The 22,265-nt window shown below is 33.9% G+C and carries 25 protein-coding genes; 5 read left to right on the forward strand and 20 right to left on the reverse strand.

Annotation, left to right across the window (positions count from 1 at the left end; translation table 11 throughout):
- Nucleotides 1-67: 67 nt before the first annotated feature.
- The 6 genes from NQQ59_RS02040 to NQQ59_RS02065 all read right to left on the reverse strand — a co-directional run bounded on the left by NQQ59_RS02040 (nucleotide 68) and on the right by NQQ59_RS02065 (nucleotide 5,034).
- Nucleotides 68-544: a hypothetical protein gene (locus NQQ59_RS02040; RefSeq protein WP_144213135.1), complete on the reverse strand. Its 477-nt coding sequence runs from the start codon at nucleotides 542-544 to the stop codon at nucleotides 68-70.
- A 483-nt stretch (nucleotides 545-1,027) separates the two neighbouring features.
- A complete protein-coding gene (locus NQQ59_RS02045; RefSeq protein ID WP_186296546.1) occupies nucleotides 1,028-1,228 on the reverse strand; it encodes a hypothetical protein in 201 nt (66 codons plus the stop codon).
- A gap of 226 nt (nucleotides 1,229-1,454) precedes the next feature.
- Nucleotides 1,455-2,219, reverse strand: a complete 765-nt coding sequence (locus NQQ59_RS02050; RefSeq protein ID WP_144213139.1) for a hypothetical protein — start codon at nucleotides 2,217-2,219, stop codon at nucleotides 1,455-1,457.
- A 55-nt stretch (nucleotides 2,220-2,274) separates the two neighbouring features.
- Nucleotides 2,275-2,745, reverse strand: coding sequence for a response regulator (locus NQQ59_RS02055; RefSeq protein ID WP_257698117.1), 471 nt, complete (start codon nucleotides 2,743-2,745; stop codon nucleotides 2,275-2,277).
- A 321-nt stretch (nucleotides 2,746-3,066) separates the two neighbouring features.
- A complete protein-coding gene (locus tag NQQ59_RS02060) occupies nucleotides 3,067-3,597 on the reverse strand; it encodes a contact-dependent growth inhibition system immunity protein (RefSeq protein ID WP_144213141.1) in 531 nt (176 codons plus the stop codon).
- Between the two features lie 9 nt (nucleotides 3,598-3,606).
- The gene (locus NQQ59_RS02065) at nucleotides 3,607-5,034 is read right to left on the reverse strand and encodes an amino acid permease (RefSeq protein ID WP_144213143.1); all 1,428 of its coding nucleotides are present in this window, start codon (nucleotides 5,032-5,034) and stop codon (nucleotides 3,607-3,609) included.
- 230 nt (nucleotides 5,035-5,264) lie between these two features.
- On the opposite strand from NQQ59_RS02065, the gene NQQ59_RS02070 reads away from it, so the two are divergent.
- On the forward strand, nucleotides 5,265-6,149 hold the full coding sequence (locus tag NQQ59_RS02070; RefSeq protein ID WP_144213145.1) for a helix-turn-helix domain-containing protein: 885 nt from the start codon (nucleotides 5,265-5,267) through the stop codon (nucleotides 6,147-6,149).
- Nucleotides 6,150-6,477: 328 nt separating this feature from the next.
- On the opposite strand, the gene NQQ59_RS02075 is transcribed toward NQQ59_RS02070, so the two are convergent.
- The 14 genes from NQQ59_RS02075 to NQQ59_RS02140 all read right to left on the reverse strand — a co-directional run bounded on the left by NQQ59_RS02075 (nucleotide 6,478) and on the right by NQQ59_RS02140 (nucleotide 19,132).
- The gene (locus tag NQQ59_RS02075) at nucleotides 6,478-7,704 is read right to left on the reverse strand and encodes a RidA family protein (protein WP_257698118.1); all 1,227 of its coding nucleotides are present in this window, start codon (nucleotides 7,702-7,704) and stop codon (nucleotides 6,478-6,480) included.
- Nucleotides 7,705-7,954: 250 nt separating this feature from the next.
- Nucleotides 7,955-8,758: a DUF2490 domain-containing protein gene (locus NQQ59_RS02080; protein WP_144213149.1), complete on the reverse strand. Its 804-nt coding sequence runs from the start codon at nucleotides 8,756-8,758 to the stop codon at nucleotides 7,955-7,957.
- Nucleotides 8,759-8,770: 12 nt separating this feature from the next.
- A complete protein-coding gene (locus tag NQQ59_RS02085) occupies nucleotides 8,771-10,813 on the reverse strand; it encodes a TonB-dependent receptor (protein WP_144213151.1) in 2,043 nt (680 codons plus the stop codon).
- A gap of 224 nt (nucleotides 10,814-11,037) precedes the next feature.
- Nucleotides 11,038-11,931, reverse strand: coding sequence for an urea transporter (locus NQQ59_RS02090; RefSeq protein WP_144213153.1), 894 nt, complete (start codon nucleotides 11,929-11,931; stop codon nucleotides 11,038-11,040).
- Between the two features lie 32 nt (nucleotides 11,932-11,963).
- Nucleotides 11,964-12,662 (reverse strand): hypothetical protein, encoded by a 699-nt coding sequence (locus NQQ59_RS02095; RefSeq protein ID WP_144213155.1) that lies wholly within the window; start codon nucleotides 12,660-12,662, stop codon nucleotides 11,964-11,966.
- Between the two features lie 8 nt (nucleotides 12,663-12,670).
- Nucleotides 12,671-13,468 carry an urease accessory protein UreD gene (locus NQQ59_RS02100; RefSeq protein WP_144213157.1) on the reverse strand — a complete coding sequence of 266 codons (798 nt, stop codon included), beginning with the start codon at nucleotides 13,466-13,468 and terminating at the stop codon, nucleotides 12,671-12,673.
- Nucleotides 13,469-13,472: 4 nt separating this feature from the next.
- The gene (ureG, locus tag NQQ59_RS02105) at nucleotides 13,473-14,111 is read right to left on the reverse strand and encodes an urease accessory protein UreG (RefSeq protein WP_144213159.1); all 639 of its coding nucleotides are present in this window, start codon (nucleotides 14,109-14,111) and stop codon (nucleotides 13,473-13,475) included.
- A 29-nt stretch (nucleotides 14,112-14,140) separates the two neighbouring features.
- A complete protein-coding gene (locus NQQ59_RS02110) occupies nucleotides 14,141-14,830 on the reverse strand; it encodes an urease accessory protein UreF (protein ID WP_144219731.1) in 690 nt (229 codons plus the stop codon).
- Between the two features lies 1 nt (nucleotide 14,831).
- On the reverse strand, nucleotides 14,832-15,335 hold the full coding sequence (gene ureE, locus NQQ59_RS02115) for an urease accessory protein UreE (RefSeq protein WP_144213161.1): 504 nt from the start codon (nucleotides 15,333-15,335) through the stop codon (nucleotides 14,832-14,834).
- Nucleotides 15,335-15,922: a hypothetical protein gene (locus tag NQQ59_RS02120; RefSeq protein WP_144213163.1), complete on the reverse strand. Its 588-nt coding sequence runs from the start codon at nucleotides 15,920-15,922 to the stop codon at nucleotides 15,335-15,337. The genes ureE and NQQ59_RS02120 overlap by 1 nt, the downstream gene beginning before the upstream one ends.
- Nucleotides 15,923-16,001: 79 nt before the next feature.
- Nucleotides 16,002-17,723 (reverse strand): urease subunit alpha, encoded by a 1,722-nt coding sequence (gene ureC, locus NQQ59_RS02125; protein WP_144213165.1) that lies wholly within the window; start codon nucleotides 17,721-17,723, stop codon nucleotides 16,002-16,004.
- On the reverse strand, nucleotides 17,720-18,091 hold the full coding sequence (ureB, locus tag NQQ59_RS02130; protein WP_144213167.1) for an urease subunit beta: 372 nt from the start codon (nucleotides 18,089-18,091) through the stop codon (nucleotides 17,720-17,722). Before ureB ends, ureC begins: the two co-directional genes overlap by 4 nt.
- 17 nt (nucleotides 18,092-18,108) lie before the next feature.
- Complete coding sequence (gene ureA / locus NQQ59_RS02135; RefSeq protein WP_144213169.1) at nucleotides 18,109-18,411, reverse strand: urease subunit gamma; 303 nt, start codon at nucleotides 18,409-18,411, stop codon at nucleotides 18,109-18,111.
- 328 nt (nucleotides 18,412-18,739) lie between these two features.
- The gene (locus tag NQQ59_RS02140) at nucleotides 18,740-19,132 is read right to left on the reverse strand and encodes a hypothetical protein (protein WP_144213171.1); all 393 of its coding nucleotides are present in this window, start codon (nucleotides 19,130-19,132) and stop codon (nucleotides 18,740-18,742) included.
- A gap of 610 nt (nucleotides 19,133-19,742) precedes the next feature.
- On the opposite strand from NQQ59_RS02140, the gene NQQ59_RS02145 reads away from it, so the two are divergent.
- The 4 genes from NQQ59_RS02145 (at nucleotide 19,743) to NQQ59_RS02160 (ending at nucleotide 22,232) form a co-directional block, all read left to right on the forward strand.
- Nucleotides 19,743-20,369 carry a helix-turn-helix domain-containing protein gene (locus NQQ59_RS02145; protein WP_257698119.1) on the forward strand — a complete coding sequence of 209 codons (627 nt, stop codon included), beginning with the start codon at nucleotides 19,743-19,745 and terminating at the stop codon, nucleotides 20,367-20,369.
- A 75-nt stretch (nucleotides 20,370-20,444) separates the two neighbouring features.
- On the forward strand, nucleotides 20,445-21,029 hold the full coding sequence (locus NQQ59_RS02150; protein ID WP_144213175.1) for a DUF417 family protein: 585 nt from the start codon (nucleotides 20,445-20,447) through the stop codon (nucleotides 21,027-21,029).
- Between the two features lie 33 nt (nucleotides 21,030-21,062).
- Entirely contained in the window at nucleotides 21,063-22,010 is a 948-nt protein-coding gene (locus tag NQQ59_RS02155) for an HPP family protein (protein WP_144213178.1), read from the forward strand.
- 27 nt (nucleotides 22,011-22,037) lie between these two features.
- Nucleotides 22,038-22,232 carry a helix-turn-helix domain-containing protein gene (locus NQQ59_RS02160; protein WP_257698120.1) on the forward strand — a complete coding sequence of 65 codons (195 nt, stop codon included), beginning with the start codon at nucleotides 22,038-22,040 and terminating at the stop codon, nucleotides 22,230-22,232.
- Nucleotides 22,233-22,265: the final 33 nt, after the last annotated feature.

The raw sequence follows: 22,265 nt of genomic DNA on the forward strand, positions 1-22,265 counted from the left end.
ATTATTTACAATTTTTTCGGTGTTTAGTACACGATAAAGACTACTTTCGAATTCTTATTCCTTGATCTTATAATTTTAATAATGCGCGGATTTCTGGCATATCTTTTCCTTTAGAAGAACAAAAGTCTATCAAATCATATTGAATGACACGTTGAATACTTTCTGCTTTATCGGAAATATCTTTAATTTTATTTAACAATTCCTCTTTTATATTACCAGCATTGAAATCCTCTTCGTTTCCAATCATAAGTTTGTGAATCAACCAATTCCTTTGCTCTAAAAAGGCATTTAATTCATCTTGTAAAGACAAATTATATAAATTTTCACTAATTGCAATTCCAATAGCCTTGCCTAAAGTATAACTCTGGTTTTTCTTTAAAAATTCATCCGCTCGTTCTTTTGTTTCTGCAGGATTCATTTTAAGAGTAATTGAATGACTCAAAGCTTGTTCAACCATTTGGGTTTTAAATACAGCTTCTCCAATGAAACAATAAAAATTGATTACAATATTGTTGGCTGGTATTTTTGTAACATTCTTTTCCATAAACTTTTCGTTTAAATAAAAATTTCATCTAATTTGCGTATAACTAATCTATTAGACAAAGATATTTATTTAGTACGCAATGTTTTTGCGCAGTAAATAGATTATTCAATTTTCTTGAATTTTATTTATCTTGATAGCGCGGATTTGCAATCCGTGCCCGCAAAGTATATTTTAACAGATTTAAAAAAAGAAAATCCAGCTTTATAGATAATAGAAATGTGCACGGAAAGAATTTCCGCGCTATCGTTGCGGGAAATATATCTGCACTATAGACTTGTAAAAAAAGCCTTTTATTTACGTTTCCTAAAATATTTAGGGACATAAAATAATAGAAAAATTACCAGAATAATTAATACAATTTCCATTTTTGAGTTTAATTAGATTTCAAATATAAAATTAAATTATTAAACCCGATCGCGCGGATTTACAATCCGTGCCCACAAAGTATATCATGCCTAAAGTATATATAACTCTGATTTTGTTTTAAATATTCGCCAGTTCCAATACCAATATTACAAGTAAAAGTAAAATACCCATAAAAATAGAACCCAAAGAAGTCCAATATAACTTCAAATTAAGGTAATCTTTAAAATATTCTGAATTATTATCTCTTTTAATTCCTACCTTCGGCATACCTTTACCTTTATATTTAGTGATATATGTAGCCGCGCCTATGACTATCATTGCCAATAGTATTAAAATTAGTTGTGTCATTGTTATTTTTTTTATTTAGTTTTATTTGTTACGGGCAGTAATTCCGAATAAATTCCTTTATCCCAACCCATTCCCATTAGCGCGGATTTGCAATCCGTGTCTGTAAAGTTGAGTAAACTTAACATTTAAGCATTATAAAATACGTATAATTCTACGATATCGTTGCAGGAAATATATCTGCACGATTGAGATTAATCTAATTACTTTGTCTCTTACTTTTTATAGCTATATGCGTTCTAAATTTTTGCCAATCAGTATTAAATTCGAACACATTTTCGATTTTATAAATATAAGTCTTATTAGCTTGGTTCTTATCAAACGCCTCGATTAGATCTTTACCCAAAAAATGGTTTATAGAAATTTTAGTAGAAAGATTATTGGCCATTATAAATTCAGGAATACTCATTAATGGATAACTGGAACTTGTGTATGAAGTCCATCGGCCTTTATTATTCTCAATTTCATTTAAAAATTCTCCACAAAAGATAATCAAATGTATATACAAAAAGCTTTTAGCGTTATCATATCCAAAATCATATAACGCTTTATTAAACTCATCTAGATTCGTTTCTGAAATCTTATTTGGCATTTCTAGTTTTAGATTTAAAAATAATTCCGTCACAAGAACTTCCCTAAATAAAGCTGGATTTTTAAAAATCTTACGATACTTAAAATAAGGAGTGTTAATCTCCTTTACTTCTTTTTCATTAAGAGATTCTAAAAAAGATTCTTCAGAATTAAAAAGATATATTTCACTTTCATTTGTTACATGATTATCACCATAAAGTGTGAGATCTACATTGAAATTAGATGTTTTAATAAAAACATCCAAATTGTCAAATGCGTAATAAATATGGCTTTTTTTTTGTTTCAAATCTACATTTATAATATGCCCTAAAATATGTGCATCATTTTTATTTAAGATTTCTTTAAACTCTTCATACGGAATACTTATTTTCATTTATTTAGAAATGGGCACGGAAAAAGTTTCCGTGCTATCGTTATATGATCGCTTCTTATATCACATCAATCTTTCGGCAAACCAAAAGAAATTCATTTTTATCCTTTCGCGGAGTGCTCCAATCTATCGCCAAGATATCACGAAGTAGATCCTTAAGTTCTTGGTAAGAGCCAGGTTTTACAGCATAATAATCGGCTCCCAGTTTATAAGACAACTCAATATGTATGGTGCTGCTACTGGTAGAAAACATAACTATTTTTGCATCACTAAAACGTTCTCCGCTTCTTATTTCTTTGAGGCATTCAAAACCATTTCTACAAGGCATATTGATGTCCAGAAATATAATTTCAGGTTTATCCTGAACCGTTTGACGAAGATTGTCTAAAAGTTGTTGCCCGTCTTCTGATACTTTGACCGCAATTTCAGGATGGAGTTCCTTTAGAGCTTCCAAAAATAAGATTCTGTCATCGTCATCGTCTTCGGCCAGATAAATAAGTTTACGAGAATTTGGCTGCTGTAACATCATAGCTTAAAAAATTATGCAGTTAGATAAAAATTTAAAAATCTGCAAAAATTTATACCGGGGGGCAATATAAGCTTTTGTCTATCCGCAGCAATAAAACACTATCGCTGAAACAGTTAGATTTATAAATGTAAGAAAATTTTCTTTTAAATGATTAAAAAATAATGATAATATTCAGAAAAGCCCACCACACGTGTGAGCATCAAGCTTGAGAACGTACGTTTTGAATTCAGAAGTACGTTTACAATAACTATCTCTAGACAATACTATCAATGGATTTGTGCATAAATAAATTGCACGATCGAGGTGTAAATTTCAATAAGTTCAACTACATTTTTTCAAGGCTAATTTTAATGTTTTTCCAATTGATTCAAAATCTTCATGATCTCCAATTACAATTCTTCCTTCTTCTAAGAAATGATACCCTTTTCGATCTCCATCTGTCCCTCCATTGATCGTTGGCCAGAATGTAATTTGATTATTTTGGCGACTAATAGAGACCAGTAATGAATCTTTCATCTGAGCTTTTTCAGATTTAAATCCTGTAATTTTTTTGTAAGCCTCATAATATTCTGTACGCTGTTGATCTGTAAATTTCTTTATTATTTTAGATAAATCAAGATGCTTGAGAATTGTTTTACCAATTTCAGAATCTGATGAATTGATTTCTAATATTGTAATTTCATTTGATCTTACAGAATAGGAGTTTATTATCCGATAATGGGTTTCAAAGAAAATTCTATCAGGATACTGAACTACGTTAATCCTCTGAACAAATGGCAACTTTTTTTGTTTTCGACGATTGGCAACCCATGTACAAAGCTTATCTACACATTGATATAGAAAAACAATCATAGTAAAAACTTAGGCATTTTTCGCTTTAAAAGCTTTGTAAAACACAAAAAGAATACCCAACCAAATCGGAATTAATTCTACGGATATTTTCATATTCGTCATCCACATGATGGCTAAAATACCCAATAAAAAGGCGAAACAGATATAATTACTTACGGGATAAAATATCGAAGCGAACTTAGTTTTGGTGTTTTCCTGGTCTTTAGCTTGTCTAAATTTTAGATGTGTATACGAAATCATAACCCAGTTAATCACCAAGCAAGAAACAACTAAAGACATTAAAATACTAAAAGCTTCTTCCGGAATTACCTTATTGATTAAAATACAGATCGCAGCAAAACAAGACGAAATTAAAATTGCATTAACTGGTACAGATTGTTTGTTTAGCTTCTTTAAAAACTTTGGAGCGCTTCCTTGATCTGCTAAACCAAACAACATACGAGAGTTGCTGTAAACACTACTATTATATACAGATAAAGCGGCAGTTAATACAATTAAATTAAGCACATTCGCGATAAGCTTTGTAAAAAAGATTTTCTGTCCAAACAACGTAAATTCCATTCCATTTAAATTTTGAAAAACCATTACAAACGGACTGCTGTCTGTTGTAATTTGTCTCCAAGGTGACAAAGCAAACAGAATAACCAACGCACCCACATAAAAGATAAGAATTCTATAAATAACCTGATTGGTCGCTTTTGGAATGTTTTTTTCTGGATTTTCTGCTTCAGCAGCGGTAATTCCAATTAGTTCTAAACCACCAAAAGAAAACATAATCAACGCCATTGCAGACAATAAACCTTGAAAATCTCCAGTTGCTGTTTTTTCAAACAACCCTTTTGGGAAGAAACCTCCGTCGTTATATAAATTATGAATCGTAGCGTGCTCTCCTCCTGTTCCACTTACTAGCAAATAAGTACCAAAAAGAATCATGGCTATAATAGCAACCACTTTTATGATAGAAAACCAAAACTCTGTTTCTCCATAAACTTTTACCGAAGCAAAATTCAAAGCATTAATCACCAGAAAGAAAAACAAACTGGATGCCCAAAGCGGAATTTCGGGCCACCAAAATTGTACATAAACTCCAATGGCAGTAAGTTCGGCCATACTTACCAGAATATACAAAATCCAATAATTCCAACCTGATGCAAAACCAGCAAATGAACCGCAGTATTTATAGGCAAAATAGCTGAAACTTCCTGAAACCGGTTCTTCAACCACCATTTCACCTAGCTGTCTCATTATAAAAAAGGCGATAATTCCGGCAATAGCATATCCTAAAATAACAGATGGTCCTGCTAATACGGCTGCTGGGCCAATACCAAGAAAAAGACCTGTTCCTATAGATCCTCCTAAGGCAATTAACTGAATGTGTCGGTTAGTGAGTCCACGTTTAAGCTGAGTTTCTTCTACAGCATCATGATTATTTTTCACAAATTAGATTTTAAAAATGTTGAATGTTTTTGGAATGTATAAAAAGCGAAGATAAGTTAAAAAAGGTTTTTAATTGATTCTTCGGTAATTGTTTTAACCTAAATCGATAAAAATAACGTAACTTAGTGATCTGTTTTTAGTTGTATATCTCATTTTAAGACGCTGTCTTTTATGCCTTATCACGAACTACATATTTTGCATTTACAACTAAAGCAGAAAATTGAATCCGCATGAAGAATAACCCTAAATTAATTAGCAATTATGAGTATAAGAAGTTCTTTCTTCCCGATATAACGACTCATAATCTTTTTAATAACTCCAATGTACAATTATACCGAATTGAAAAATACTTAAAGAAAATTGTAATCCCCGTTAATCCGTACCAGACTACTTTTAACTTTCTGATTTTTGTAACAAAAGGATATTTAAAACAGCAACTGGAAACAGATGTTTTTCAAATTCATGCCAATCAGGCGCTGAGTATTAAACAAGGAAATTTTACAGCAACATTAGAATTATCAGATGATGTTGAAGGTTTTTTTGTGATTTATGAAAATGAGGTTGTGACTGAGATTGCTTTAAATACAAGTGATCTCAACTTTTTTTACACCTCTCCTTTTTCGATTTTAGATCCTAATAAAATTAATTGGTTGATTCGTTTGTTTGAATTGCTGGAAGAAGAATTAAACGAAGCCGAACATATTAATGCCATTACGATTGCACTTCTTCAATCGGCGTTGTTAAAGATTATACGAACAGAAAATACCGATAATAAATCGCTTAATCGAACCAGTTTTATTTCTTTTCATTTTAGGGAATTGGTGCAGAAGAACCACATTCAACATAAAAACATCGATTTCTATTCGAATCTCCTAAAAATATCAGATAATTATTTGAACAAATGCGTGAAAGAAACTACTGGAAAAGCGCCAAAACAATGGATAAATGAAATTACGATTCAGCACAGTCAGATTCTTTTGCAGGATAATTCAAAAGAAATTGCCGAAATAGCTTTTGAATTGCATTTTCAGTCGCCTTCTTATTTTTCGCGTATGTTTAAAAAAGTGACGGGACAATCTCCTTCTGATTATCGATTGCAGTTTTTGAAACACTAGTATTTTTTTTAACACATAGAAACATAGCTTTTGCATGCTTTAAAAAAGGCGTTTTCACTAATTTTAATGCACATAGCGCTATGTGTTAAAGCTTGCTTTTTTTGTAATCTTAAACACAGACAATAAAATCTATGTTTCTATGTGTTAAAAAAATTCTGCGATCAGAACACGGATGAAACAGATTCGCTTTGCGAAAACGCAAATTATCACTGATCTTTTTTTTATTTCTAAAAAACAAAAACGCTTATATAGAATCTTTAACAATCCTGTAATAAGCGCTTTTTGTCTAAAAAGACTCTACTTAAAAAATATTATTTTCAGCTGTCAATTAAGCTGGAGTGCCTTCACTGTTCGAAACAACAGCATCAATTTGAATTAAAGCATCCATCGGAATTGCTGAAACTACAATTACCGTTCTTGCTGGCAAATCACCGCTGAAAAATGAAGTGTAGATTTCGTTTACACCCGAAATATCAGCTACATTTTTAAGCTGAATGTTGACTTTCACAATATCATCCATTTTATGATCTATGCTTTCTACAATTGCTTTGATGTTATTCAAACATTGTGAAGCTTGTTCTTTAATTCCGCTTCCAACTAATTGATTGTTTTCTGGAACCAAAGGCAATTGACCTGCAATATGATTATAATGTGAATAGGCAACAGTATGTGAATATACCGTTTTTGGTGCATTTTCTGTGTTGTTTGCTTCAATTACTAAAAAGCGTGCATCTTCTGGAAGTTGTGGAGGTGTTCCGTCACCATGAGAAACCGCAACATCAATCTGCACTAAAGCATTTAATGGTAAAGCTGAAGCGCTCACAATGGTTCTTGCTGGAACATAACTTGGAAAGAATTTTGCTAAAACTTCGCTTACTGCCTCAGCATCTGAAATATCTTTTAGGAAAACAGTCGTTTTAACGACATCATTCATAACATGATCGATGCTTTCTAAGATTGCTTGGATGTTTTTTAAACATTGTTCTGCCTGCTCTTTTACACCGCCAGCTACAATTTCACCAGACTTTGGATCAATTGGCAATTGAGCAGAAAGATTATTGTAATGAGAAAATGCTACTGAATGCGCGTGAATGCTTTTTGGTGCGTTTTCTGTATTTCTGGTCACTTTTACAAGATCTAAAGCTTTTTGCGGCGTTGTTCCTTCTCCATTTGAGATAAGGGCATCAATCTGAATTAAAGCGCCTTCTAGTGGTAAAGCTGCTACTTGAACAGTTGTACGTGTTGGAAGTTCTTTTTTGAAAAATGTTTTGTACACTTCGTCAACTGCTTCAATGTCTGAAATATTTTTTAGGAAAACAGTCAATTTTACTGCATCATCCATAACGTGACCAATACTTTCTACAATCGCCTGAATATTTGTCAAACATTGTTTGGCTTGTTCTTTAATATCGCTGCTTACAATTTCTCCCGTTTTAGGATCTACAGGCAATTGTGCCGAAAAATTGTTGTAATGAGAAAATGCTACTGTCTGCGTAGAAAATGGGCTCTTTGGAGCGTTTTCTGTGTTCCTCGAATTCTTTTTAATTTCGCTCATAATTTGTTTGTTTTTCTGTTTTAATTATTACTTTTTTATGACTGCCACTTTTGATGAATTGAACAAAATTTAATTTTAACACATAGAAACATAGGTTTTATTGCTTCTGTTTAAGATTATAGAAAAAGTTAGCTTTAACACATAGCTCTATGTGCAATATTGTAAGTGAAACGCCTTTTTAAGTTTAAAAAACTATGTTTCTATGTGTTTAAATAATTTCGCACAACGAGTTAAGTGCTGGACTTTTTTATTATTTCCCAAAAGGATTCTTCCAAATTATATCTACGGCTAGGTAATTCACATCTGAAATATCAGAGCCTTTACCAATAAGATTATACATGTAACCGACATCGAAAACAAATGGAATCTCATGTGGACTCAGCGAATAATAAAGCGTTAACCTGCTTTCTTTGTAATCAAATTTTGACCATTGCTTTTCTGGCTCATTTTCTTTACTGATAGCAAAAAGCATTTCGGCGCCACCTATGATATGATGTGTTTTCGTAGTTCCTAAATCCAGAGTCAGCTGTGTTTTTAATCTCGTTCGCAACTGAAAATTCTCTTCGACATTACTAAAATCAGGATTGAAAAATTTCCTGAATTCTTGTCTTACCGTGTTTTTCCATTTGAATCCGTTGCCTTGCATGATGTACGAATAACGGCCATATACTCTAAATTCCTGTTCGATTGCCGGATCTAAAGTCTCGTATGGAGATGCTGAATCGTAATTATTAGATCGTCTGTAACTTAGTGCATAGGAGTATTCCCAGTTCTTTTTGTAACGATTTGAAATTTCCTCATTGATGACCAGAATAGCCATTTTTGAAAATGGATTACTCTCGTCTGGACTGCTTTTTAGCCCAACGCCTACATAAGTGGTCGATTCTTTTTGCTTAAGTGAATCTAAAGATTGCCTGACTCCAAAGGCAAACCAAGAAGCATTTTTTGCTTCTCCCAAGCCTGGAGGACTTAACTGTGCGTATGAATTACTGATTGTGACCACGAAAATAAGCGCTGCCAAGAGCAATTTGCTTCTTGCAGACACTTTATTCATATTTTCTAAAATTTAAAATTTGTAACTTATTCCTGTTTTTACAGCGAAAGGAGTTCCTGGTGTAAAATTCAATTCTGATACTGATGCAGTCTCATTTCTAAGTCTACTCTCGGTTTCAAATTGCGCTTCGTTCCATTTGGTGTTAAAGATGTTTTGAAATTGTAGATTTACTTCCCATTTTCTTTTTCCATAAGCCAGTACCAAATCATTTACAAAATAACCGCGTGTTCTTACCGAGTTATCTTCGATAGCAGGACGAGAATCCATATAACGGTATCTCAAGTTTGCCGAGAAACCAGAAGGAAGTTTTACTGCAATACCTCCAGTACTCGTAAGAGTTGGAACTAACGGAATATAATCTTCTCCTTTTGGCTCGTCAATAAAACGAGCATGAGCATAATTAAGATCTCCGTCTAAATACAACCATGAAATTGGCTGGTATCTTAAACTCAGATCAAAACCTAAACGACGTGATTTTCCTGATGGTTCTACTACAGCTTCATCTCCAACATAAACAAATTCTTGCTGTAGATACATGTGCCAAATCGCAGGCTGGATAATCATATTTTCTATTGGGCGAAGGATAACTCCAAAATCACTTCCAAAAGAATACGGAAGAATATCTTTTCCATCCTGCGCCACGACAACTCTTACGTCGTTGGAGTGAAAACCAAAACCAGATTTGATATACCATTGCACATTGCTGTTCTGCGTATAAGAAATATTCAGTTTCGGACTTATTCTAGCCGCTGATGCTTCTTTCGCCGCAGGCAAACTAGCCAGACGATCATGAAGACTAAATGTAAAATAGTCTAATCTCGCTGATGGATTAATGAGCCATTTCCCCACTCTATAATCAAGTGAAGTATAACCGTGAACATTGACTTCATTCGCAGATCCATCAGACATTCTATCTAATAGTAAATCGCGCTGAAAGACATGATTTAATTGTAAATCCTTGATATCATCAAAACGAAAACCCGCTCCTGATGTCCAAGTCATACTGCTATTCTCAAACTCAAATCTTCGAACATATTTGTTTTCTAATCCATAAATAGAACGATTATCAGTCTGTTGAATTTCATCTCCATAAACAGGATCATTTAAATAAAAAGTAAAATTCGAAAACAGATTAAAATTATATTTAGAATAAAATAAATTGCTTGAAAACTCTTCATTCTCATTGGCTAAATATTTATATTTTATGGCAAGATTTGTCCTCGAAGTTCTTCCGCCTTCAGTTGGATCGATTGAACCCCATCTGCTTATAATTCCTTCTTCAACTGCTCTTTCCGGAATTTGTCCCGAAGCATTCCAATTTGAAGAAAAAGTAGATCCTAAAATAGAGATATATTGTTTTTCATCAATCCATTGGCTGTACTTCGCTAAAAAATTAACTCGTGTAAAATCCTGTTTGACATCAAACGGCCCATCTGTATAATTGAATTCACCTGCTACATAGAAACTTTTATCCTTATCGTTTTTATCTAAAAGATTAAGCATTGTAACAGCTCGCATCGTATTAAAAGAACCTCCTTCAATTTTGAAAAGGTTGTTATCCAATCTGTCAAACGTGCTAAAATTGACATAACCTGAGGTATTAAAATCTCCTTTATCGGCATAATAAGCTCCTTTTCCAAAATCAATATCTTTGATCGTTTCCGGAATCAGAAAATGCAGATCGGCATATCCTTGTCCATGTGCGTGTGAGACTATATTTACCGGCATTCCGTCAGCCATAACACTGATATCAGTTCCGTGATCATTGTCAAAACCTCGCAAAAATATTTGTTCTGCCTTACCACCTCCTGCATGCTGCGCAATAAAAAGTCCAGGAACTTTTCGCAATAAATCTTGCGCAGAATTTACGGGTGACATTTTTAAATCGACTTTCATTATTTTTTTTCTAAAGTCGACGTGATTAATAACTATTTTGCTCAGATGCATTGTATCTGCTTCTGATTTGTTTGTTTCTGGCTTCTTTGCTTGTTGAGCAAATCCATTTTGCACTACTAACAATACTATTACAATCCCTGTAAAAAGTTTGTTTCTCATTACGATTTATTTTTTGCCATTAGGCATAATTATTTTTCAATTCTATTCATCAGCTTAATTAAATCTTTTTAAATCTGCTTTAATCTGTATAGATCTGCGTGAAAAATAGATACACTAAAAGTATTTCACGCTCCCGATAGCTATCGGGATTAAAAAGATTTCAGCAGATCAATTTTGATTTTTTTTGCTAAATGAAATTTATTTTATTTTTCACCCGATGGGCTTTATTTTATAATAGATGTCTCTTGTTTTTGCGCTTTATTTTCAAAACGACCTACTATTTTTTTTAGGAAAACAATTACCCACATCGATACAACAAATGGAAACGTAAGTGTAATCCATCCATTATGCATCATAAAAATATCAAAATATGTTGCTATCACTACTGAAAGCAATACATATAATCCATCTCTTGGTTTTGTTCCACTACATGCAATTCCGCATAAAACAGCGTTGAAACTAAACATTCCATCCTCTATTAATTTTACAGAATCCTGATCAAAATGTGCAATTGCTGCCGCAATTATTGCCCCTAGGAATCCGTATAAAGCTGCTGTTGGGTTATTGAGAAATACCCCAATGAAAAACAACAGACCTGCCGCAATAGTTCCCTGAAAAATCACTTCACTATAGGCATGCGCTGCTACTGCAAAATCTTCAAGTTCGGGCATCTCTACATTTGCTCCAGGTATTCTTGCAACTGCTAATTCAAAATGCTGAATACTCAAAACAGCAATTACCGTAATTACAATAAAAGTAAAGGTGAAAAACGGAATCTTTTTACGAATAGAAAACTCCATTAGTAATGTGCTTAAAATTGATCCTAAAACAATTAACAACCATACTAACGGACTGGTTTCAAAGAAGAAAACCAATCCCACCCCGATTAATGTAGCATTAAATCCGTACAAACCAGCTTTTATATTTTCGTCACTGAACTTGCAGATTCTAGCTGTTGTAGTTGCCACTATACAACTTATCAAAGCGCCAGCTCCCATAAGCAGGGAATCATAACATATTGCTATTAAAAAGAACAAACCCGTCCAAGCACTTTCTTGAAGCATGATTTGACCAATGCCTTTAAGCACCGTTTCAACCATTGTTTTTATTTTTTTCATTTATATATTTCTAAAAGTGAAAATTATTTGATTTACCAGCCCAGAAAGACCATTCCGAAGCCACAGGCTAAAACTACAGCTCCACTGATTGCAGGTGTATAACGTTCAAGTTTTTCTGTTTTGAAAAAAGAATATCCATACACTCCCAAAAGCACCATACCAAGCATAGTCAAAACTGTACTTAATGTAAAAACACCAATAATTGTGGAAATTTCTGCAACAGAACGATTCAGTCCTGAATAAAATAGCAAAGGAATTAATGGTTCACTTGGCCCCATCACAAAAATGGCAAACAAAACCAAAGGCGTTACTTTTACTCGATTCGTGGGCATAACCACTTCACCATGTCTGTGCGAATATACAAATACGTCTTCTCCCATGACGTCAAAATGTTTGTGCGCTTTGTTTTTGTAAGCAGCCCAAAGGCCGTAAATAAGGTAAATTGCACCAAATAACAGCAATGCCCAACTTGCAATATTGCCTCGAAAATCTTGAAAAAAAGTTATTTTATTGATTTGCCATCCTAAAAAGACTCCAATAATTCCTAAAACTACAGAACTCAGAATATGCCCTAAACCGCAAACTATTGTAAGCATAATGGTTTTAGACAAACTCCATTTTCTAGATCGAGATAAAACAATAAAAGGCAAATAATGATCAGGACCTGAAGCCGTATGAAAAAAGCTAATGCTAATTGCTGTTATTGATAATGCTATTAAATTTGAATCCATAAGCTTGTTTAAATTTGTATTGCTACTTTTTGTTCCCAAAGCGCGTCTTGTACTTTTCTGAAGAAATCAAACATTTGCTCTCCTCCATTTCCTAGAATTCTAATGACAAAACCATTAGATTCTAATTCACTGATTCCAAATGCTACGTTTTCTAATCCTTCCAATTCTGTAAAAAAGAATTCGATTTGCTCCTTCACATCCTCATTTCGTGTATTTAGATACACAAAAGTTCCTTGATGCGTAAAGCCTTCCAACAAACCCATAGCCAATAAAGGCATAATATCAGGTCTTAACAGGACATTGTCCTTTAAGATGATTCGGTCATGATGATAAACCTCCAAAAGATTCTGAAAATGAGCATATTTGAAAGTTTCTCCGTGATGTTTACGACCACAGGTAATAATTTCGCTTATCGTCAAATCACAATCATCCTCGATGTTGATCTTATTATGACTTTTGAAAGTAGAATCTTCATGAGGAACCACAGGATGAGGTACGTAAGAAAATGAAGTTCCTTTTTCCATTTTGACATTCATGATCTGCGAAGCGCTCCCATCCATATTAAACAATCGCTGATAGGATTGCGACTGCAATTGCAAACGAGCATTTTCTTTTACATTCACCTGAATATCATAAACGTCTCCGCTTAAAATTCCAGGCGACGAACTCATGATCATCAAATACGAAGCTCCATCAGATTTATACTGCCCCACAGGCATAATCCTAAAGGGCTGTGTTACGTATGCATCTCTTAAAAATGATTCGCCATCCCTTTCTTCTATTTCTATTTTTAGGGTACTTACCATTTGATTAACGAACTAAATTTGGTTCTTCGATATCTTCAAGTAAAGCGTATTTCTTGATCCAGCCTATAACTTCATCAATTCCTTCTGTAGATCTGAGGTTTGAGAATACAAACGGTGCGCCTTTTCTCATTCTTCTTGCATCGTTTTCCATCACTTCTAAACTTGCTCCAACATAAGGCGCTAAGTCAATTTTATTAATTAAAAGCAAATCAGATCTTGTAATACCAGGTCCGCCTTTACGTGGGATTTTCTCTCCTTCGGCAACGTCAATTACGAAAATCGTTACATCGGCTAAATCTGGTGAAAAGGTTGCTGAAAGGTTATCGCCGCCGCTTTCAATTAGAATTAATTCGATATCCGGAAAACGAGAAACCAATTCGTCAACGGCTTCCAAATTCATACTTGCATCTTCACGAATTGCAGTGTGAGGACAGCCTCCTGTTTCTACTCCAATGATTTTTTCTTTTGGCAAAAGACTATTTTTCACCATAAATTCGGCATCTTCTTTTGTATAGATGTCATTGGTGATTACGCCTAAATTATAGTCGTTCAGCATTTTTCTGCTTAAACGTTCTAATAATGCAGTTTTTCCTGAACCTACAGGCCCTGCAACTCCCACTTTTACATATTTTCTAGTTTCCATTTCTCTTTGTATTTTTTCTGTGTTTTTTTTTACGACATGTATAATCTTGAATAAAGTCTCTCGTGCTGCATGCATCGAATATCAAAAGCGATGCTGCAAAGACCAACCAATTCTCTGTCTATTGTTAAGGTTTCTTTTGCTAATTTTTTAATCAGCGGTTGTAATTCGAATAAAACATCTTGTCCCTCTAATTGTCCGAGAGGCACCAATTTTACTGAATTGGTAATCATTCCGATCGCGGCATTGTAATAGAATGCAAACAAGGCTTCATCTAACGGAATTTCTAATAACTGTGCATACAATCCAAAAGCGATACAATAGTGTGCAGTTGCTTCTTTATTGGCAATTGCTTTTTCATAACCACTTATGAGATCAAAAGCTTTTTGTCTTCTAAAAATCTTGATTAATCGAATTCCCAGTTTCTGACTTGCTTCTCGTATTTCTCGTGGACTCTTTAAAGCGCTACATTCCTGATCTAGTTTTATTATAGTTTCTAAATCATTGTTTTCTGCTGCTATATAAGCTAGTTTTAAGAAAGATGCATCATTATACTTGATGTTATACATTAACATATTAGTTACAAATTCTTTTGCTGAAGTAACTGAATTTACCGCTTCATCCTGCACATAAGTCTCCAATCCATTCGAGTGTGTGTATCCTCCAATCGGCAAAGTGGGATCTGCCAAATGCAGCAAACTTCCTAAATAAGTGTTTTCGATATTAGTCATTTGATGCTGCCATATTTAGGATTTTTGTGAAAAGCGATGAATTTCCGTGACCGTGAGGCGCTACATTCGATTTTAGCAAATGCAAAAGTTTTATCTCCTGTTTTTGTGGTTTATAACCACTAGCTTCCAACCATCTAAACATTGGCATTTCAAAAGGCATCATAATCTGATCATTCTGAATAAACAATGGAAGATGTTTGTTTCCAATTTCATAGCAAATCGTACCCATCTCCAATAAAGAAGATGGTATCATTACGATTGCTTCACAAGGTTTAATATTCACAACAATAGCTTTTTTTTCATCTTGATACAAAATATCATCCTGATTCAATCGCTGTCCTTCTTGAATAAATTTAATTGCAATTTCTATCCCAGAATTTGTTCGCTTGCGCTGAATTCTCTTAGTAGTTTCAAACCACTCAATTTCTAGTAGATCAATCTCTAAACCTTCAATTGAATGTATTTTGGTATTGCCTATTATTTGTTGTATAATCATTATTTCGTTCTTTTAAGGGAGATGTTTTTTGAAACTCCTAAACCGAATGTTGATCCGTTTATTCCGGCAACAAATGTTCGATTACTCGTTTTATTTACATCATTCCCTGTTGTGTTTTCATAAGATAATTCACAGAACTTCGCTTTTAATGCCCATCCGTGTCCAAGCAATACAGCAACAATTGGATAAATTCTTCCTAGATAGCCATTGTAACTATAAGATCCAGGAGTATTCATAAGCGTATTTCCCCATACATAATGTGCGTCTGCCTGTGCGATGATGGCAAAGTGGTCTCCAATATTCCAAGAATCACTGTAAAACGGACCAATTTCGTGTTTAGAATCGGTAAGATTTCCTGCAGCGTTTTTCTCTTGGTCAAAAGCAAAATTCATCCCTGCTACGACGTGATCATTAAAAAAATATCCCACTCCGATTGGGTTTGCAGCAAAAGTACTTCCCGTATTATTATTGTCTTTATAAGTTAAAGAACCGTAAAGCATTAAAGATCCTTTCTGTGCCTGAACCGTTGTTAAAGAGATACATACCAAAAGCAGAACTAATCCCAAATTAATTTTCCAAGTCTTCATAAACTTCTTATTGATGTTTTCATTCCTATCTCACTGCAACAAAACAAGTTGTCGCAGCGAGAAAAAGAATTTTTATTAATTAAAATAGATAGTATAACTGTGCTAATGGAAGTTTATCCACCGGTTCGCAGGTGATTTTCTCTCCATCAATTGTCACAGTATAGTTTTCAGCATTTACCATTATTTCTGGAGTTGCATTGTTGTGAACCATATCTGCTTTTCCAATATTTCTGCAATTTGAAACCGCTAATAGTTTCTTTTCTAAACCGTATTTTTCAGCAATATTATTATCAATACCTGCCTGAGATACAAAGGTGAACACCGTTTTAGTTAATGCTTTACCATAAGTACCAAACATGTTACGCATAATAATAGGCTGAGGTGTTGGAATAGAAGCATTAGCGTCCCCCATTTTGCTTGCAGCAATAAAACCTCCTTTTACGATAATTTCTGGTTTTACTCCAAATAATGAAGGTTTCCAAATTACCAAGTCAGCAATTTTGCCTGCTTCTATTGATCCAACATAATTAGAAATTCCGTGCGCGATTGCGGGATTGATCGTATATTTAGAAACATATCTTTTTGCACGATAGTTATCATTTTTGTTTTCAGCATCTTCAGCCAGATATCCTTTTTGTTTCTTCATCTTATCAGCTGTCTGCCATGTACGAGTAATTACCTCTCCTACACGACCCATAGCCTGTGAATCAGAACTCATGATACTGAAAACGCCCATATCTTGAAGCACATCTTCTGCGGCAATTGTCTCTGGACGAATACGTGAATCAGCAAAAGCTACATCTTCTGGAATTTTTGGGCTTAAGTGATGACAAACCATCAACATATCCAAATGCTCATCGATTGTATTTGTTGTGTAAGGTCTTGTTGGATTTGTAGACGCTGGCAAGACATTAGGATACATGGCAGCCTTGATAATATCTGGCGCGTGACCTCCACCAGCACCTTCTGTATGGAAGGTATGAATAACACGTCCCGCAATAGCATTCATAGTATCTTCAAGAAATCCTCCTTCGTTAAGCGTATCCGTATGAATCGCTACTTGCACATCATATTTGTCTGCCACTTTTAAAGAAGCATCAATCACGGCTGGAGTTGCTCCCCAATCTTCATGGATTTTTACTCCTAATGCTCCTGCTTCAATTTGTTCTTCAATTGGAGTTTCTGTAGCTACATTTCCTTTTCCGAAGAAACCAACATTTACAGGAAATGCTTCTGCTGCCTGTAACATTCTTTTAATGTTGTGTTGTCCTGGAGTAACAGTTGTCGCATTTGTTCCGTCAGCAGGACCAGTTCCACCACCGATCATAGTCGTAACGCCGCTATACAAAGCCGTTTCTATTTGAGTCGGGCTGATAAAGTGAATATGCGTATCGATTCCTCCAGCTGTAACAATATACCCATGTCCCCCATGAACTTCTGTCGAAGCTCCAATGATCATATTTGGGGTAATATTGTCCATCGTATCTGGATTTCCTGCTCTACCAACACCCACGATTTTACCATCTTTGATACCGATATCACCTTTTACAATTCCCCAGTGGTCAATAATTGTAGCACCAGTAATTACAAAATCAAGAACACCACCCTCACGTAAAGCTGTCGAAGATTGGCACATACCATCTCTAACTGTTTTTCCACCACCAAACTTTGCTTCATCTCCATAAGAACAGAAATCTTTTTCAATTTCGATAATAATCTCTGTATCTCCTAAACGTATTTGATCTCCAACTGTTGGACCAAAAATACTTGTATAATTTTTTCTAGTTACTTCTAAACTCATGATTTCACATTTTTAAATTTCCCTTCTTCTAAGCGTTCTAAGGCAAGAGCTTTATTATGCGGAGACAAATCTCCATCTACTAAATTGTTGTGTCCGTAGATTTTTTGATTTCCTCCAAATTGAGTCAACTCAACTTCTTTCTCTTCTCCTGGTTCAAATCTCACTGCTGTACTGGCAATAATATTTAATCGCATTCCGAATGCTTTTTCTCTGTCAAAAGACATCATTCTGTTCACTTCAAAAAAGTGAAAATGGGAACCAACTTGAATTGGTCTGTCTCCGGTATTGGTAACTTTAATGGTTAACGTTTCACGGCTATCATTACAGATAATAGTACTATCTTTTAATATAATTTCTCCTGGAATCATTGTTTGTCTTTTTAGGTTTATCGCACAGGGTTGTGCACAGTTACTAGTTTAGTACCGTCTGGAAATGTAGCTTCAATCTGAATATCATGAATCATTTCCGCAACACCGTCCATCACATCTTCTTTTCGAAGCAAGGTTGCTCCATATTGCATTAATTCGGCAACTGACTTACCGTCTCGTGCACGCTCCATCAATTCACTGCTGATTAGTGCAATGGTTTCAGGATAATTTAGTTTTAAGCCACGGGCTTTTCTCTTTTGAGCTAGTTCGCCAGCTGTATGCAGCATTAGCTTTTCAATTTCTCTTGGTGTTAAATGCATAATAAAATATTTTAGTTAAAAAATAACAGATAGCATTGAAAGCTTCATAACTAATCTAAGATCAATCATGAGGTTTCAGATGTAATAAAAATGGGTTGAGGAATGGACAAAAGTTGCCCTTTCCAAATAGAATTCTATTTAGATAAGTTTGTAGTGCATTTTATAGAAAAGGCTTGCACTCAGGCCTTATTTACTGCAAAATGTAATGAATAGTCAATAGATGCATCTGTATCTTATAAAACTATTTACACGGTGTTACACTCAAGATAAAAAACATTTTTTACCATGAATAAAACGCGCTAAGCTTCAATTAAGCAGTTTAAAGAAATTAAAAGTGGATTTGTAAACTATGAAATAGGATATTTCTTGACATGTTGCGAAAAGGAGGAATATTACGCTCCACCAATCCCAGAGTAGTTAGTTTTACGCTTTCTGTGTAAACAAAACAGTTGTCTCTTAAGCTTTTGCCATTTAAACGAAGTGGAGATGCAGGCATAGAACTGCTGCATTTTTCTGTTTCAGAAGTATTTTCTAATAAGACAAATTTTAATGGATTGGACTCTGATAGTCCTTTTCCAAATATTGCGTGATCAGGAGTTGAAGTCTCAAAAAAGGATTCTGTCGCGACATTGTTATTTACCTTATTTACAATAGTATTGCTATAACTATTTGGGATAGTTAAAAGACAAATTTGTAAAAAAAGAATATAAGCTAACTTCATCTGGAAGACTTCAATTATTAAGGATTGTTCCTTTTATACTTGCAAATTTAGCGGGGTTGAAATACAATTGAGTAGCACAAATCTTGACTTTTCTTTTCCAAATTTGCAAATAATGGAATTTTAACATTTTTTTTGATTACCAAAACTAGCCTTTCTTATGGTTGGACATTTTTCTAACTCTAAATACTCTTCCTTTATTCTATTTCTTAATTTTCTATCTTAGAATATAATTCTGATAATCCAACTGAAATTCTACCGAAATAATTATTGTTGTACCAGTGTTTTAAAAATAATGATTTAATTTTATGCCAAGTGATTTTTTAATCTGTAGAAAATTCATCAAAATAATCTTTAATACAAATCACATATTTATCATTTTAATTCACACCTTAAGGATTCGTTACCATATCATCTCATGCAAATCAAACTTGACTCAATAGAATCCAAACAGATCAACAAGCTAAATGTCTGTACTAATTATCAGATTTTGCTCTTACACCGGAATTCTTCATATGAAATTGATTTTAGAAAGTTCAAATCTCCTGAGTATTCTATTTTGTTTTTAAGTCCATACCAACATGTTAAATGGAATGACAAAAGCTCAGAAAAAATGATACGTCTTCAATTCCATGGCGACTTTTATTGCATTGAATATCATAAAAAAGAAGTTGCCTGCAACGGACTTCTTTTTAATAACATTTACTTGCAACCATTTGTTGAATTGGGCAAAGAAACTTTTCTTGAAATTGAAGAAATTTTAAATAAGATTGGCTCCGAACTTACAGTAAAGAATTCCGATTTCTCAGAATCTGTCATTAAGGCTTATCTACAGGTAATTTTGGCTTTATCCAGTAAAGCTAAAAAGCATCTTATTTCATCTCAAAATGAAAATAGTGTCAAAATGAACGAAGGGCTGAAATTTCAGCAACTTCTAGAAGAAAACTTTTTGACCCAAAGATCTGTTCAGTTTTATGCGAATCAGTTTAATTTGACTCCTGAGAGTTTCAGTAAAAAAATAAAATCACAGTTAGGTAAATCACCTTCTGGCTTTATATATGACAGAGTTATATTAGAATCTAAAAAATTACTGCATTTAACTCATATGTCTATTAAAGAAATAGCGGCAAATCTTCATTTTGAAGACGAACATTACTTCAGCAGGTTTTTTAAAAAATATGTGGGGATTTCTCCTTCAGATTTTAGAAGCAACACTGGAATTTCGATTGCGGCAAAATAGTACACGTAATTCCCTATAATGTCCATTTCTTTTGCTTTATGATCATTGTAGTTTTGCTTTATAAAAAAAATAATTATGAGCAAAATAGTATATTATCTGGCCGAAAGTAAAAAATTTTCAATATATACAATGCATATTGCAATTGCAGTGGTTATGTTTTGGATCGGAGGTTTAAAAGCCTTTCCATATGAAGCAGACGGAATTGTACCTTTCGTTGCCAACAGTCCTGCAATGAGTTTTTTCTACTCTAAAGAAAGTCCTGAATACCAAAAACATAAAAACCCTGAAGGAATGGTGGTCAAGTCTAATATCGAATGGCATCGTGAAAACGGAACTTATACCTTTTCATACGCACTAGGAACTGTTATCATAATCATCGGACTCCTAGTATTTATTGGCATCTGGTTTCCTAAAGCTGCTCTCGCCGGAGGATTATTAACGCTATTAATGTCATTTGTGACTCTTTCATTCCTTATCACTACACCAGAAGTTTTTGTTATGAATCTGGGAGGAGATTATCCTGCACCACAAACTGGTTTTCCATATCTTTCAGGAGCTGGACGTCTTGTTTTAAAAGACCTTATCATGCTTGCAGGTGGATTTATTATGGCATCAAATGCTGCAAAAAAGATACTAGAATCAAAGAAAAAAACTCTTTAAACCATTAATTGACAGTCGTTAAAAACTTTTATAATGAATTCATTTTTTCTAAAGAAAATAACTCTCGAAAATCGTTCCTCAGCATTGAGTTACATAAAAGGACTAATCTTAATACTTTTAATGGTTCTCACAGCAGAATTTTTTAAAGATAAAGAAATCATCCTACCTGAATTGGCTGCTCTCTCGATTGGTTGCTTCTTCTATAATCTTCAAGAATGGAGATCTAAACCTTGGGATTTATTTGTTTTGCCCGCTGCAACAGCATTTATTGGATTTTTTATAAACATCCTCCCCATTCCTATTTCTCTAAAACTGGTATTTTGCGTTGGAGCAGTATTAACAATCATGTTTCTTTTTAAAAATATCCTGCCTCCTGCGCTTGCAACAGGCCTGCTCCCTATTATAACCAACTGTCATACATGGCTTTTTCTAGCCTCTATCATTTTGTTTACCTTACTACTCGCTTTGAGCATATCAGTATCAAAAAAACAAATTAGCGAAACCACAGAACATCACAATTTCAAAGAAAAAAAGATAGAAATCATTCTCTTTTTAATGATCGTAAGCCTCTGGTTTTACTTTTGTATCAGCACCAATCAGCTTGGAATGGCTGCAATACCACCAGTTATTGTAGTTGCTCTGGAATCAGTGCTTAAAAAGAAATACAGTTTCAAAATATTGTCCAAACAGATTTTCACTTTAACTACAGCAGGACTTATCGGATCTATTATTTTGCTATTTATTGAAAATAAAGTATTAGCCGCCTTTATTGCTATATTAATGATTTCTGGATTACTTCGAATGATAAAATTTAGACTTCCTCCGGCGTATGCTATAGCCCTACTTCCAATGGTGTTGCATGAACTTTCTCCAGCAAATTTCATGTTTAATATACTCATAATGTCAACCAGTGTTTTGGGCGTTATTTTTTTACTGAAAAATGACAGATTAAAATCTATCTTGCGTTTTAATTTTCAATAAAAAAACTATAATGTACTATTCTTGTTTTTGGTTGATTTTCTAAAACAAAGACTTTTATTTGAGATAAAAAACTACCTCATTCATTCTGAAAAAAATGTATCTGAAATCGCAAATGAGTTACACTTTTCAGAGCCAAGTCATTTGATGCGTTTTTTCAAAACACAAACTGGTATGACTACTTCCGAATTTTTAGCAGATTATCAAAATGGTAGCGTTGATTAATTTTGTTAGAATGGTAAAATACCAAATATGAAT

Origin of the sequence: Flavobacterium panacis (genome assembly GCF_024649945.1) — a bacterium.
Lineage (GTDB): Bacteria > Bacteroidota > Bacteroidia > Flavobacteriales > Flavobacteriaceae > Flavobacterium > Flavobacterium panacis.